General features: G+C 59.7%; 11 protein-coding genes. 6 read left to right on the top strand and 5 right to left on the bottom strand.

The genetic code is table 11. From position 1 onward, the window contains the following. Nucleotides 1-10: 10 nt before the first annotated feature. From X743_RS159520 to X743_RS159530, 3 genes are all read left to right on the top strand, one after another. Nucleotides 11-469, top strand: coding sequence for a DUF3237 domain-containing protein (locus X743_RS159520; protein ID WP_023764979.1), 459 nt, complete (start codon nucleotides 11-13; stop codon nucleotides 467-469). 29 nt (nucleotides 470-498) lie between these two features. After that, entirely contained in the window at nucleotides 499-1,083 is a 585-nt protein-coding gene (locus X743_RS159525; RefSeq protein WP_023764978.1) for a dihydrofolate reductase family protein, read from the top strand. Between the two features lie 444 nt (nucleotides 1,084-1,527). Further along, nucleotides 1,528-1,983 (top strand): MucR family transcriptional regulator, encoded by a 456-nt coding sequence (locus X743_RS159530; protein WP_023764977.1) that lies wholly within the window; start codon nucleotides 1,528-1,530, stop codon nucleotides 1,981-1,983. Nucleotides 1,984-2,198: 215 nt separating this feature from the next. Here X743_RS159530 and X743_RS159535 read toward each other — a convergent pair whose 3' ends face one another. Beyond that, nucleotides 2,199-2,813, bottom strand: a complete 615-nt coding sequence (locus X743_RS159535; protein ID WP_245264190.1) for an undecaprenyl/decaprenyl-phosphate alpha-N-acetylglucosaminyl 1-phosphate transferase — start codon at nucleotides 2,811-2,813, stop codon at nucleotides 2,199-2,201. 158 nt (nucleotides 2,814-2,971) lie between these two features. Continuing rightward, nucleotides 2,972-3,985, bottom strand: coding sequence for an NAD-dependent epimerase/dehydratase family protein (locus X743_RS0135725; RefSeq protein WP_023764975.1), 1,014 nt, complete (start codon nucleotides 3,983-3,985; stop codon nucleotides 2,972-2,974). Nucleotides 3,986-4,338: 353 nt separating this feature from the next. Here X743_RS0135725 and X743_RS1000000169800 point away from each other — a divergent pair, with 353 nt between their 5' ends. Together X743_RS1000000169800 and X743_RS159540 are read left to right on the top strand one after the other, a co-directional pair. Then, complete coding sequence (locus X743_RS1000000169800) at nucleotides 4,339-6,381, top strand: acyltransferase family protein (protein WP_198028427.1); 2,043 nt, start codon at nucleotides 4,339-4,341, stop codon at nucleotides 6,379-6,381. 5 nt (nucleotides 6,382-6,386) lie between these two features. Further along, on the top strand, nucleotides 6,387-8,444 hold the full coding sequence (locus tag X743_RS159540) for an acyltransferase family protein (RefSeq protein WP_084555467.1): 2,058 nt from the start codon (nucleotides 6,387-6,389) through the stop codon (nucleotides 8,442-8,444). A gap of 29 nt (nucleotides 8,445-8,473) precedes the next feature. Here X743_RS159540 and X743_RS159545 read toward each other — a convergent pair whose 3' ends face one another. The 3 genes from X743_RS159545 to X743_RS159555 form a co-directional block, all read right to left on the bottom strand. Then, nucleotides 8,474-10,369: a hypothetical protein gene (locus X743_RS159545; protein WP_198028426.1), complete on the bottom strand. Its 1,896-nt coding sequence runs from the start codon at nucleotides 10,367-10,369 to the stop codon at nucleotides 8,474-8,476. 96 nt (nucleotides 10,370-10,465) lie between these two features. Continuing rightward, nucleotides 10,466-11,728, bottom strand: a complete 1,263-nt coding sequence (locus X743_RS159550; protein ID WP_198028425.1) for a glycosyltransferase — start codon at nucleotides 11,726-11,728, stop codon at nucleotides 10,466-10,468. A gap of 99 nt (nucleotides 11,729-11,827) precedes the next feature. Next, on the bottom strand, nucleotides 11,828-12,787 hold the full coding sequence (locus X743_RS159555) for a hypothetical protein (protein WP_023764970.1): 960 nt from the start codon (nucleotides 12,785-12,787) through the stop codon (nucleotides 11,828-11,830). Nucleotides 12,788-12,951: 164 nt separating this feature from the next. On the opposite strand from X743_RS159555, the gene X743_RS159560 reads away from it, so the two are divergent. Continuing rightward, nucleotides 12,952-14,745: an ABC transporter ATP-binding protein gene (locus tag X743_RS159560; RefSeq protein ID WP_245264189.1), complete on the top strand. Its 1,794-nt coding sequence runs from the start codon at nucleotides 12,952-12,954 to the stop codon at nucleotides 14,743-14,745. The last annotated feature ends 13 nt before the right edge of the window (nucleotides 14,746-14,758 follow it).

The raw sequence follows: 14,758 nt of genomic DNA, 5'->3' as shown, positions 1-14,758 counted from the left end.
GAGTTGCCAAATGTCGCTGCAATCGCGCCTGTTGTTCGATCTGTCCATCACCCTTCACCCGATGATCGATCTTGGCCGGACGCCAGCAGGCAGCCGTCGCATTTACCCCGTATCCGGCGGCTCGTTTGCAGGCGATCGGCTGAATGGCAGCGTCTCGCCCCTCATCGGATCGGATCTGCTTCTTGTCAGAGCCGACGGCGCGTTTCAGCAAGACGTGCGCCTTCTGCTTGTCACCAACGATGATGCCCACATCCTGATGACTTACCGCGGCATTCGCAGGGCTTCCGCCGAAGTCGACCACCGACTTTCTCGCGGGGATATTGTCGGTCGATCGGAATACTATCTGCGAACGACCCCCTATTTTGAGACCTCCTCGGAAAAGTATGGGTGGCTAAACAGCATCGTCGCCGTTGCACAGGGCGGTCGTATCCCGGGGGGCGTAAGTTACGAAATACACGAAATCCTTTGACCTTCGCGACGAACACCAAGGAGAACGCAATGGCCGCGACCTACACCTTCGATATCTACTCCACCCTTGATGGCTATGGTGCGTTCGGCCCAGATGCAGACTGGGGTGGCTATTGGGGAAAGCAAGGACCCGAATTTCTCGACAATCGCCGCGCCATCTACAGCCAAAAGCAGCGGATGGTCCTTGGGGCCAACACATTTCGGCAATGGGTGCGGTTCATGGGCCCGAGCACCGGGACCATGAAGGTGCTTGATCCTTTAAACGCACAACTGCGCGCACTGCCGACAACAGTAGTGTCGAGCACCGTTGAGGGCTCCCTCGACTGGCCGGACGCAACGGTCGTCCGCGGCAACGCCGTCGACGTCGTCGCGCGGCTGAAGGCAGAATCGCCGGTGCCCTTGCGCTCGCATGGCAGTCTGTCGCTGAACCGCGCACTGATGGCCTCGGGTCTCGTCGATCGCATTCAGGTGACCATCTTTCCTGTGATCACCGGGAAGACTGGAACTGACCCGGTCCTTGTCGTCGGAGCCGACTTTGACCTAGAACTGATCGAGAGCCGGACGTTTGACGGCCTTACCCAAGAGCTGATCTATCGGCCTACGCTGCACGGTTGAGGTCGTTCCGCGCTGTCGGAGATCGATGCGTGCATTCCGCCGTCCGATCGTTTTGCGTCAGATATACACGAGTGGAACATTACAACCCAAGTGAGGACGGGTCTCCTTGTGGCGCAAAGCCGCCGTTCAAAGGTAGCACGCGCGGAACTTCGTGCTGACGCGCAATCTGGCGCATTGTGCAAGAAGTCGATGCCTTCAAAGCTATCCAAAAACCGAATCTAGTGTCCCACTTTGTCCAAAAGCAACCGCAATTCGGACTGAGGCGCCACCCAGAAAGTTCGAAAAGCTTCCATGAACCCCAGGCGAATTGGACGCGCTCTGTGGCCTGGGTCTCGGTAACCATCTAATATTATCCGATGGTGGAATTTCTCTCGGCATCGCTCACAATTTCGGTATAGGACAGACGCGTGGGGCGAGCTTGATCCCTATCGTAGGAGCTGATACTTGAGCGATCAAAACGAAGCCCAGACGGCCGATCTCGTGGAGCTAACTGCAGACATTGTCTCTGCCTATGTAAGCCAAAATCCACTACCCGTTGCTGGGTTGCCAGATCTGATCGCGGCGATTCATTCGTCACTGACAGGTCTTGGCCAGCCGAATGTGGCCGAGCTGCCTAAACAGGAGCCAGCCATCAATCCAAAACGGTCGGTAGCGCCGGACTACATCATCTGCCTCGAAGACGGGAAGAAATTCAAATCGCTAAAGCGCCATCTCTCGGTACACTACGGACTCGCTCCGGACGAATATCGCGAGAAATGGGGATTGAAGCCGGATTACCCGATGGTTGCGCCGAACTACGCGGCTCAAAGATCAACGCTTGCGAAGGCGGCGGGGCTAGGACGCAAACCGCAGCCGGTCTCTGCTAAAAAAGTTCCTGCCAAGCGCAAGCCCAAGGCCTAGTACAGACAAGATTCTGGAGCGTCCCACCTCGGGCGCTCTGGTTTCGAGCAAAACGACCCACCGGCCACGTGCCGGGGCGCACTCCAGAAGGCGGACACTATTGCGAGCAAGCTGCAACGTGGTCAGAAGCTGGATAGGAAGGACCGCTATATCACCATCCTGTCGCGCGAGGATTCGCAACACTCGCGCTACGAGTGGTTTATATTATGGGTAGCCTAGGCGGAAAAAATCAGCCCTATCGTCAGTGCCCCCGCGGCGTAAACAGCCGGTAAAATCTGACGATTCACACCAATCCGAAGCAAGGTGTGACCAAGGTGGTCCGTGCCGCCCATCCAAGGCCTTCGCCCCTGTAGCAAGCGGCGAGAGGTTACGAATATGGCATCAATCAGCGGGACAGCAATCCACGCTAGCGAGGCGTCAAAACCTCTTTTCGAAGCAAGAAGCACGATTGCTGCGCCGAGGAGAAGACTGCCGCTATCGCCCATAAAAACGCGGGCGGGCGGATAGTTGAAGCAAAGAAACCCGACACACGCGCCCGCACCGGCCATCCCGATATCGCCGCCCAGCCCCAGGAAGGCAGCCGCGACCGCGCTCGCGGCAAGACCATCGGCATGATCGAGCATGTTGACCGCGTTGCAAGCTATCCAAATGACGATCGGAACCCACCACACGCCTGTGATGATCCCAGCTGATACAGCCGCAGCGGCCAATGCCGCTGCCTTGGCACCGGCGGAAAGGGATCGGACGTCATCCAGCGCGCCGATCAAGCAGAAAACAGCCAGCAGAAGAATATGCTCTACCGGAAGCCACGGAGATATCGCGATCAGCATGGCGGGGCCTGCCAGTCGAGGGATCTCCCCCGATGTGTGCCATCGATCGCTCTTGACCTTTGAGACCGCTCCGATGCGGGTCGCCAGACGCGCAAACAGCCACACACCAATAACCGCTAAGAGCAGGGCCCCGATGAACGGTACAAATGGGCCAAGCGTCAAGCCATCACTCGTTGGGTGCGCATGTGCTCGATGCTGTCGGTGATTGTCTGGTTTGTGCTTCGCAGCGGGCGCCACCCTGTCATGGTGGTCAAAAGACTGGTGTCCGGTACGCGATCATACGTTACGGCAAACCTCTCGCCATACACCGCGGTGGAAGGCTTCGTGACGATCGGGGCGCCGGACTTGGCGGCCTCAACCACCATCTTTGCAAGATTGCCGATCTGCACCGCCTCGCTGCCGCCCAGATTGACTGGTCGTCCCCGCAAGGATCGACATTGGATGATCAGGAGTAACCCTTCGGCGGCGTCGGCAACGTGAAGAAATGCCCGCCTCTGTTCGCCGTCGTCGTGAACAACGAGCGGCTCGCCTCGCAAGGCTGCGTTGACAAAAACCGGCAAGACCAAGCCGGTCACCGGTCGCTGCCGTGGACCAGCCATGTTGAATGGCCTGACGATCCAGGTGGGGATACCGAAATCGAAAAACAGTCCGGCAACCAGATGCTCGACCGCCGCCTTGGCGGCAGCATAGCCCCACCGCGGCCGGAGATCCGTCATCACGGGATCGGACTCTGTGATTGGCCGGTCCCGGCCGGAGCCATAGACTTCGGAGCTTGAGGTATAAAGAAGCGGGCGCTGGTGCAGTCGGCATGCCTCGACAATCGCACAGCCTGACTCGAGAATGCCGCTGGTAACGGCAAAGCGTTCCTTATGGGCCAGTTGAACCCCGATCGGGCTCGCCAGATGGAACACGGCGTCCGCCTGGCGAACCTCATCGTGAACCGCCGCACTGTATGCTGGATCACCAACCCTGAAGGTCCGGATCGTTAGGCGGGGATCACTGGCAGGAAGATTGTGAAGCGAGCCGTTCGAAAGGTCATCGATAACGGTCACGCTGCAATTGCGCGCCAGCAACAGATCAACCAGTGCCGACCCAACGAAGCCTGCGCCACCGGTAACCAGTAGGTGAGTTCGCGGGCCGAATTCAACCATGTCCGCGCTATGGTTGTCCACAGTTGCCACCCTCCAGAACGACCCGTGGCCTCGCAACGCACGGGACAGTCTTTCTATACAATCATAGACAGGGCAAACAATCCCGTTTTTTCACCAAGGCGATCGAGTTTTCGCCATCTTGATATCGCCAATGAACGAGTACCCATCCGAAATGTTGCCAGTAGTCCGACGCCGTGGCTCACGAGAGCAGAACTGATTCTGGCACATGCCTACCAATGTGTAGGTTTTCGTCGCTCCAGCGTGAAACAAATTGTGAGGGTATCCCCACGTTTCTCGCAATGCGGCTTGTAAATCGAACCGCGAGTGCCCCACTGCGGATGTCCCGTCATCGACTCATGTGGCGCAACCAGGCTATGAAACTGGTCGGCACTGCGGGAGGCGCTTTGAAACCCGACTATCGGCCAGATATCGACGGCTTGCGCGCAATCGCAGTGATCGCCGTCATTCTTTTCCATTTTGAGGTGCCCGGTTTCCCGGGCGGGTTCGTCGGCGTCGATATCTTCTTTGTCATTTCTGGTTACTTGATCACGCGCCTTCTGGTGGCGGAAGGCGGTGGACCATCCCTTGTCGAATTCTACGGCAGGCGGATGCGCCGAATACTGCCGGCGATGCTGGTAATGATCAGCCTCTCACTCGTCGCAGGGTGGTTTCTGTTGCTCCCGGGGGATTATGCCGCTCTAGGACGTAGCGCGGCGTATTCCACGTTCGGGCTGGGTAATTACTACTTTCTCTGGAACACAGGCTACTTCGACCGCGAGTCGACGCTTCTGCCGTTGCTCCATCTCTGGTCGCTCGGCGTCGAAGAGCAGTTCTATCTCGTATGGCCGGTGCTGCTTCTGATTGCCAACCGGCTGGCACGCGGCCGCCACCTACCGGTTGTCGTGCTGATCTGCATCGTCACGCTAGCCAGCTTCTCGATCTCCCTCCATCTGGTAGCGGTCGATCCGAAACAGGCGTTCTATGTTGCTTTCAGCCGAGCCTGGGAATTGGCCCTCGGCGGCCTACTCGTCTTTGCACCGCCGATCGGCCGCCGGCGTACATCCGAAGCGTTCGGGCTGATCGGCCTTGGCGCGGTAGCCGCCAGCACCCTCTGGCTATCGCCGAGCCAGCCGTTTCCGGGCCTTGGCGCGCTCGTTCCGGTGATCGGCGCTGTCCTGCTCGTTTGGCCGCGGTCGCAGTCAACGATCTCGGCGCTGCTTGCGAGCGCGCCTTTGCGATCGACGGGCAAGATTTCCTATAGTCTCTACCTCTGGCATTGGCCGATGCTAGTCTTCTTCCGTCACTACGCCGGCACCGCATTGCCGTCAGCGGTCGAATCGTCCGTGCTTATAGCGATGGCCTGGTTGGCGGCGTATCTATCCTGGCGGTTCGTCGAGGAACCCGTTCGCCGCTTGCGGGCTCCGCCGTCGAGGGCACTTATCGCTGGTACCACCGCCCTGGCGATGGTTTGCCTGAGCGCCAATGCGATCTTCGAAGCCGGCGGGTTCAGCAGCAGGATTTCGAAGGAAGCCGAGGCAATGCGCAGCCTTGATGTGATGTGGGATTGGTCATGCCCGCAAATGGTCAGCATTCCTGAGCTGGGCAGCACCTTTTGCGCGTTCGGTACGCCTTGGGAAAAAGCGGCGCGGCACGCTGTGCTGTGGGGCGACAGCCATGCCGAACATCTCGCCCCGCTATTCGACAGCGCAGGCAAAGGAGAAAATACGGCTTTCTTTCTTTATCGCCCCTGCCCCGCCGCCTTCGGGGAGGGTGTCCACCGCGACTTTCCCGATTTCCCCGGCTATCGGGAAAGTTGCTCATTGTCACGAAAGGCTGCGGTCGGCATGCTGAGACAGCGGACAGACATCGACCTCGTGGTGTTGTCCTCCGCCTGGACAAGTCTTGCCACCACCGATGTCGTTGCTGATGATGGACAGCGGACGGATAAAGTCCTGTTGTTGCGTGATGGCCTGCGCAGCCTTGTCGAGGAAATCAGCAACCCGGATCGACGCATCGCAATCATTGGCCAAGTGCCCGGTCCAGGCATTGACCTGACTTCGTGCGCGGCGATGCGCGAAAGCGGTATGCTTAGGCGTTGTTCGACCGAGATGAACAGCGAGCAAGTCTTCCGTACCTGGTCGCCGATGGTGACCGCGCTCGGATCGCTCGTTCAGGATAATGCCGTGGTCTTTATCAATCCGGTCAAAGGCATGTGTCTGGACAGACATTGCCCGACCTACATCAATGGCGAGTTCATCTATCGCGATGGCTCGCATATACGCAGAAACCTGAGGCCCGAGACCGACGATGCCATTGCTCGAATGATGGGTCTCTATTCGGCCTTGCCGGACCAGGAGCAGACCCGGATATCGGCTGCGAATGCCGCGCCGTCTCCAACAGCCGGCAAAAGCAATTGAGTGAGATGCGAAGCGGCGAAGCTCTACCTTCGACGGCGACTGGAGCGGCCTGCCGCGAAAGCAGCAACGCGCTGCCCGATGGAGGGCAGGCCGGCTCCCTGTCATCTACGGCTTCTGCCGCAATTGGCCGTCATCGCACAGACATAGACGGGCTTAGAGCTGTCGCCGTTCTGGCGGCAGTATTTTTTCATTTGAGAATTTCAGGTTTCTCCGGCGGCTTTGTCGGCGTCGATGTGTTTTTCGTAATTAGTGGTTTTTTGATCACCCGCATTGTGGCGACCGATATCGACGCAGGGCGTTTCAGTCTGGCGCAGTTCTATTCGCGTCGGGCGCGCCGCCTCTTGCCGGCTTTCTTCACGACGCTGTCGCTTTCATGCGTCGCTGCGTTTCTGTTGTTTACGCCTCAGCATCTTGAGACCTTCGGGAAATCTCTGGCAGCAGCGGTTTTAGGCGTATCCAACATTTTTTTCTGGCGCGAGTCCGGTTATTTTGATCTCGCCGCGCGGATGAAGCCGCTCCTTCATACGTGGTCGCTGGGCGTGGAGTGGCAGTTCTACCTCGTTTGGCCATTGCTGCTTTCAGTTTTGCTGGCCCTATTCCCACGGCGAATGGTTTGGCCGATCATGGCCATTGCCATTTTTAGCTACTGTCTCATTTTTGAATTCCAGGACGGATCAGTTTGGCTGCTTTCTCGAACGGGGGCCGCCGAGTGGATCGCCGACGGACGTGCCACCGTCTTCTACAACACGCCTTTTCGCGTGTTCGAGTTCGCTTGCGGCGCTGCGCTGGTATGGCTTCCGGGACCGCGGTCCATCATTGTCCACGAGTTGCTCGCCCTGCTCGGGCTGACACTCATCTTGAGCGCCATCTTCGTTCTCGGAAGTGGTTCGGGCAATCCCGCCTGGAACGTCCTTCCGCCTGCAATCGGCGCCGCGATGGTGCTGCATGCTGACCGTTCGCGATGGACAGGCCTTATCTTGCGCAACGGTCCTGTCTCTTATGTCGGACGCATCAGTTACTCGCTCTACCTCGTCCATTGGCCGCTGATCGTGTTCTGCGAATATGGGCTCCTTCGGCCACTGCTGCCGGCAGAAGCCATTGTCGTCGGGCTGCTGTCCTTCGCCCTGGCCATCTTGATGTTTCATTTCATCGAACAGCCTTATCGCAGCCGCCGTGGCCTAGCCGGACTTTCAAGACTTGCCTTGATAGGTGTGGTCACATTCTCGGTGGTCAGCTACGCGATGTCGGGCGGAATGTCCTGGCGACTTCAGTTATCGGTTGCGGGAACCGAACTGGCTGATAGCACAGCGTTGAAGGCAATCAGCGGCTCGCTGGGGTGCGAGGATTTCTGTGAGTTCGGAAATCTTAGCAGCCCAAACAAGATCCTGGTGGTTGGCGACTCCCATGTCGACCATTACACGCGTGCTCTCGAGGAGCTTGGGGGTAAGGAGTTCCATTTCCTGCTGGCGCAGGCTGGCAACTGCTATTTCGGTGCGGATCTCCAGACCCGGACAACCGGCGCCGTCACACAGCACTGCCGGAAAGCGAACGACCAGGCCGCGCGTTGGCTAACGGCCGGCGGCATCGTGGCCATCGTCCAGGCGCAGCGCTGGCCCGGATATCGCAACATGCTTGAGAGCAAGGCCGACGTCACGCCTGTCGACATGCCAGACGTTGCAAGGTTGTTTCCGACCATGCTCGGAGATATCGCGAAGCTCTATGCCGGGTTTCACGGCCCGGTCATTCTGGTCGGGCATGCTCCCAACACCAATCTGATATGCAATACAAGACCGGCCTATTTCTCCCTGCCTTGCCCTGTTCCATCGCGCGCCGAGCATGTCGCCTTCGAGGCGGCGTTTGCAATTTTCGCACCTGCGCATCCCGGCTTCGAACTGGTTGATCCCATCGCAACGATCTGCTCGTCAACAGCGTGCCAGGCGACCGACGAAGCCGGACATAGCCTCTACGTGGATGACCATCATTTCTCGATATTCGGGGCAAGGCTGATCGTGCCGATGATCATCTACCGACTTCGGAGCGATCTGTCGGTGGCATCGCGATAGACGAATAGGCACTGGGCGACAGCGGACCCCTACCGGTGATCAAGTCGACGGGACCGGCGCAGCGAAGCCAGCATCGCGAGAGACCACGCTACCGTCATACATAGGAGAAGATTACAGAGCGGATTGATCGAGAGCGGGATACCGACTTCGTAGTCGCGTCCATTCTGGCGGGGGTCGCTGCCATCCGAGGCAGCGAACAGCAACGTGTCGCGCCGGCGGAACGTGTATTCGCTGGGCCGGACCGCCGGCCTTGCCTGTGGAGACCATTCGACCCGTTGGAGCGATGCCGTGTCCTCGCGCATATAGGAAGCTGCTGAAGAAGACAACCCGGGGCCAAGGTCGCTGAACCGGAACAGGCCGGGAAATTGCGGCGGCGCAAGAAGGGTCTCGTATCCACCCCTGGCAGCGTAGATGGTGTCGGCCTGCAGGCGTTTCACAGCGAATGGCGGCGTTAGCAACAGGATCGCGATGCAGCCGGCGACGAAGAACGCAACGCCACCCACCGTTCCGAAGGCAAAGCTCCGGCGTGTTTCATCGTTGTCCACTGGCGCCATCCGCCCGGCAATCATGCCGCCGACGCCGAGAGCTACAGGCAGGAAAAGGCTCGGCGTGAGCAGAAGGTCATGCGATGTCAGCATGACGCCGACCAATGCGACACCCAAAGGAAGATCGCCCGCATCCCGCACGAACCAGAAGGTGAAGGCGACGACCCCGAGCGGGATCAGCCAGCCGAAATGGCCAAAGGCGATGGCGAACAGGACGAAGGTGTTGTGGGGGGCAAGCGGCTGGGCCACCTCAAGCCCGCGGCCAAAGAACCCGCCCTCTCGATAGGCGAGCAGGCCACGCTCGAGAAAGAGAGCCCGGGCCGAGATCGAATTTCTGCCGCCTTCGCCTGTCAGGCGCTCACCGAGTGCCTCGATCTTGGCGACATTGCCGGTCGGGCTGGCTTTGGGCGATGTCGGCGGGACCGCAGCGGCCGGTGCGGAGGACAATGGAGAGGGCGCGGCTGTAAAGCTGGGGCTGGTTTTGGGCGTGGGCGACGAGAGCGCGGAAGTTGGTGCTCCCGACGATGGGGGGGGCGCTGGGACTGATGACGGCGTAGCAATAGCAGGCGCCTGATCAACCGATGCGTCGACGGCCCTCGCCGCCGCATCAAGTGCATCGGCCAGGGACACTATTCCGGTAACCGACCCATCGATGGCGGCGCGGAAATAAGCGTTCACGGTTAGAGCGGCGCCGATCGTCCCGAGTAGCACAAGACCGACGGCACAGGCACGCGCCCTGCCCTTCGGGTCAAGCTGGAAGCGCCGGCCGTCGCGGTATCGCGGCCAGATGCGGACGGCAATCGGCACCGCGACCGTGGCGACGGCTGCAAGAATGGTCGAGCGCGAGAGAGTGACCAACAATGCTGTACCGACAAGGATGAGGTAACTCGCGCGCCATGTTTTCGATACGGCGCGGTAGCTCGCCGCGGCGCCGAGCAGCAGCCCCGCTGCGGCGACGTTCGGGTTGATCGCCAGACCCGCGGCCCGGCCGGGGGTACTGGTAAAGCCGTCGGCAAAAAACAGGTCAATGAGGCAAATCACGGCGTTAAGAGCTGTGACCGACGCCGACAGCCGTAACGCCACCAGAGGTGCCGAGGCAAGCATGAGAACGATCGCGGTGCCGCCGAGAAAGAGCGTGACCAGATAGCTCTTGGCAACGATCCCGATGGAATGCAGCGCCGTCGCGGCAACCGCAATCGCGGCGGCGATCGCAAGCGGCAGGATCCTGGCGCGCACGTCCCGGCGCGTAGCAAGAATGGCGATTGCAGCGATGAGGACGCCGCCGTAGATCGCGTAAATGACAGACCTTGCGAGGTCGTCCCTGCCCATGAAGAATGGCAGAAAGAACGGCATGAACCAGGATTGGTAGACGACGACCACGAACGCGCAGAGCCCTGCGGCAGGCTTCACGAAGAACGACCGCGGCGGAGCCGTCGCCTTCGAGGGATTAGCAAGGGCGTCAGCGTTCCCGCTCATTCATCTGCCCGCGAGGTAGAGGCGTTCATAAGCGTCGACCATTGTCCCGATCGAGTAGCGCAGCCGCATCCTCCGCTGTCGGAATTCGCGGTCAGCTGCCGGCTCCGGCAACCGGCCGACAACGGCAAGCAATCCACGCGCCAGATCGACAGGAGCCCCGGGCTCCACCAACTCACATCCGGGCAGGCCGGAGATCGCCTCCGGATTGCCACCGACATTTGTGGCGACGACCGGAAGACCGGCAGCCAGCTTCTCCATCAAGGCGTTGCAAAAGCCCTCTTCGTGAGAAGCGATCACCCCGACATCCATGCCGGCAAGCAGACCGGGGATATCGTTCTGCGCGCCCAAGACATGCACCTTCGATCCAACGCCGAGCCGCTGGGCCTGCTCCGCCAGAGCCGGTCCGATGCCCCGGTCCTGCCCGACCACGAACAGTTTCAGATTCGACCGCTTCTGGCATGCAAGAGCGAAGCCCTCGATCAGATCGCGATGCCCCTTATAGGGGATCAGATTGGCGACTATGACGATGCCGAGCTCTTCCGGATCGAGGCCGAATCGGCGCCGAGTTTCCTCCCGGCGATTGCCGATATCATCGAAGCGACCCAGATCCAGCCCGTTCGGGATCACGCGGATGCGGTCGATGTCGTAGTCGTCGCGGGCCGCCATGTCGGCCGCGACCGCATGGGAATTGGCGATCACGACATGAGAAAGCCGGTTGGCGATCCGATCCATCCGTTTTAGCCGGGGCCAACGATCCTGATGGTAGCCCAGGCCGCGTCGCGAGGTGATGATGAGCGGCGCAGACGCGATCCTACCGGTCACCGCGCCGATGAAGTTGGTTAGGGGCAGAAAGGCATGAACGACGCTTGGCCGTGTCAGGGCAACGCGCCCAGCGAGCCACACGGCAGCCGCCGCGAGAACCGTTATCGACTTCAAGGTTGGCCGCTTGTTCGGAGCGACGCGCTTTTTGACGTCCATCTCGACTGATGATAGCGACGCGGGCGTCGGGTTCTGCCGATTAAGGCCACTGAATACCGGGATGCCGGCCCGACTCAGGGCCTCAGCCAGCACGCCCCCCCCGGAAAGCGCAAAGACCTCAACCCTCCAGCCGCGCTGCTTCAGTCCCTTGGCGAGCAACACGAGTTGGCTCTCCGTCCCACCGAGATCGAGTGTCCCGATGACAAAAAGAACGCCGCGGCGACGCTTTCGGGCGATCGCTACAGAGGGTACAACAACGTACCCCTCTTCCTGGGCGTCATCCATGGGAACTTCTTCTCGCAGCGCCATCAGCCCGCCGCCGAGCATATCGCTTGGCCTTCGCTTGCCACAGACCTATGCCGCACGCAAGCGCATGGCACGTCCTTAGCGACCGGAATTGGACTGGTTATCACGAGCGAACAATATCGAAAAAAGAACATATCGACGGGCCGTCGCGATCGCTCGTTTTGTGAACCGGGTGACTCTTTCGCGGCGATTGAGGAGCGCGCCACCAGCAGCGAACAGCACCCCCATGGCCAACAACATCAGCGGCGGAAACCACTTCAAATTTTCGAACTTCGCCTCATATGCACGCACCTCACGAAAGCCTTCAGCGGTTCCGAGCGGTTGCCAGGATTGGCCATACGCGTCGCGCAGCACAGGAAGCATCGGCTCGAAACCCGCATAATAGGAATCGATTATTGACGGATTCTGCTCGATCGACGCGAGAGAATAGGGGACGAAGACGCCGTAATCCGAATCGAGAATGTTGCCATTCGATTCGACGACAGTGTGGTGGGGCACGCTGTATATCGTTGCTTCGATCGCTTGATCGGCAAGAATGGAATAGACAATTTTCGAGACTTGGGAGCAGAAGCCATAGCCGCGATCGATCGCCTTCTGCGGCGTCACGAATTCATAGTTCTGAAGGTTTTCTCCATATTGGGGAAGAAAACTCTGCATCCAGAGCAGGTAGTTGTCGAAGATGCTGATCCGTGTATAGCGGGCATCGGATGCCGTCCAGATATCGCCTTCCGTCCAATGGTGCACCATTCCGCCCGCCACGGTCCTTGTCAGGCGCCCGAGATAGGCTTGCATCGGCTCATCCGCCCTGCGGGAGAGAGCGGCGAGGTGTTCAATCTTCCGCTCGAACCCGAGCGGACCTTTGATTGCCGCAGCGGGAGGCGCCGGATAGGCACTGACCAAACCGAGCGGATAGGCGGCGACAAAAAGCAGGAAAACCGCTCCAACTCCGGCCAGAAAGAATCCCAGCGATTGCAGCCGCCGCCCGGGGGAGGAATTCGCATGTGGCCTCAACCCTGGAACCGCTTCGTCATCGTTCATGAATACAGCATATCTCAAAGCCGTGTTGGCGGACTGTACTTAATAGCCGTAATGGCCAGAATTGTGAATCGCCGCCAAGCCGATCTTATGTGAGAAATTGTCGGTAGGCACCAGTAGCGCCTTGTCGCCGGGCACTGAACGTGCGCATTGGGCGTTCCTTTAATGTGGACATCGATTTGGCATTGAACGGAAATCGGACCCCGGACAGCACGGTCGACGCACTTCGACGCTTGTGGCGACAGCTGTCGACGCGCCGGCAGCACCAGTTTTTCGGCCTTCTGGTGCTGATGCTCTTCGGCGCGATCGCCGAGGCCGCGACGCTGGGTGCCCTGCTGCCATTTCTCGCCCTGATTGCTAATCCCGATGCGATCGGCGATCAGTCCTTCGTCGCACGTCAACTGACAGGTTTAGGTCTTGCCGGTCTCAACAAAAGCCTTCTCACTTTGACGGTCCTCTTTTCGGCGGTGGCCGTCTTTGCCGGAGCCGTGCGCATTCTTCTCACCTGGGCCACCAATTCCTATGTCTTCTCGCTCGGGCACGAACTGGGCATAAGGGTCTACGAGCGCGTACTCTATCAGCCTTACAGCTATCACGTATCACGCAACTCCAGCTCCGTGCTGGCCGCGCTACATCAGGTCCAGACGATCACCGCGGGCATACTTCTTCCCCTGCTGCAGTCGATTGGCGGCGTGATCATCGGCGTTTTCATCGTCGCTGCTTTATTTGCTCTCAGTTCCTTCATGACTTTCGTGATCTTCACTGGTCTAGGGGCGATCTATCTCGTGATGTCGCTCGTCATCCGCAGGCATCTCAAGAGGAATGCCCGGATCATCGCGCGCGTGCAGTCAGAAGGCATCCGTTCAGTGCAAGAGGGTCTGGGTGGTATTCGCGACGTGATCATCAACGACACCCAGCCTTATTTTCTATCACGCTTCGGCGAACTCGATAGGCACTTCCAGCGCGCCAATGCCACGAACGCGCTAGCGGCCGGAACGCCTCGCTTCGCCATTGAAGCCGCTGGCATGGTCATCATCGCGGCGCTCGCCTATTTCCTGATTACCCGGACCAACAATGCCGGTCTGGTGATGCCGATGCTTGGGACCTTCGTACTTGGCGCGCAACGCCTGCTGCCATCCATGCAACTGGTTTACGGAAACTGGGCGCTTATGCTCAGCAATCTTGCCGGCGTGGAACTTGTGCTCACTACGCTGGAGACACCGCTTCCTCTGGACTGGGGTCAGTACTCCCGCACTCGGGTGCCATTCGATCGGACGATTGTGCTGAAAGATGTGTCATACCGCTACGCCCCCGATCAGCAGCCGATACTTGAACGGTTCAATCTCACCATCCACAAGGGAGCCAAGGTCGGCTTTGTCGGCAAGACCGGAAGCGGGAAAAGCACGACGGTCGATCTGGTGATGGGCCTGCTCGAACCGACCGGCGGAGCGATCGAGATCGACGGACATCGCCTGGACGGCACCACGCGGCGTGCCTGGCAGAGGCAGATTGCGCATGTGCCGCAGAGTATCTTCCTTGCCGACGCCTCGATAGCCGAGAACATCGCTTTTGGCATTGAGCCGGCGAGGATCGATCGCGATCGCGTGCGCGGCGCAGCGCGGCAGGCCGCCCTCGCGGACTTCATCGAGAGCTTGCCGCAGGGCTACGAGACGCGGGTCGGTGAGCGCGGCGTCCGGCTGTCGGGCGGCCAGCGTCAGCGAATCGGCATTGCCCGGGCGCTCTACAAACAGGCAACCGTGCTCGTCTTCGACGAAGCCACGAGCGCGCTCGATATGGAGACCGAGGCGGCCGTCATGGAGGCGATCCGGGAGTTGCCGGCCGACTTGACGGTGCTGATCATTGCCCATCGCCTGACGACGGTCGAATATTGCGACGAGATCATCACGATCGAGAACGGCCGGCCGGCGATCTGGACGAGGGCCGGAGGGCAGATTGCTTAGGGCAGTTTAGGGC

Source organism: Mesorhizobium sp. LNHC232B00 (assembly GCF_000502435.1).
Taxonomy (GTDB): Bacteria; Pseudomonadota; Alphaproteobacteria; order Rhizobiales; family Rhizobiaceae; genus Mesorhizobium; species Mesorhizobium opportunistum.
The sequence above is the reverse complement of the archived record's forward strand: the minus strand, read 5'-3'. Positions and strand labels throughout refer to the sequence as shown.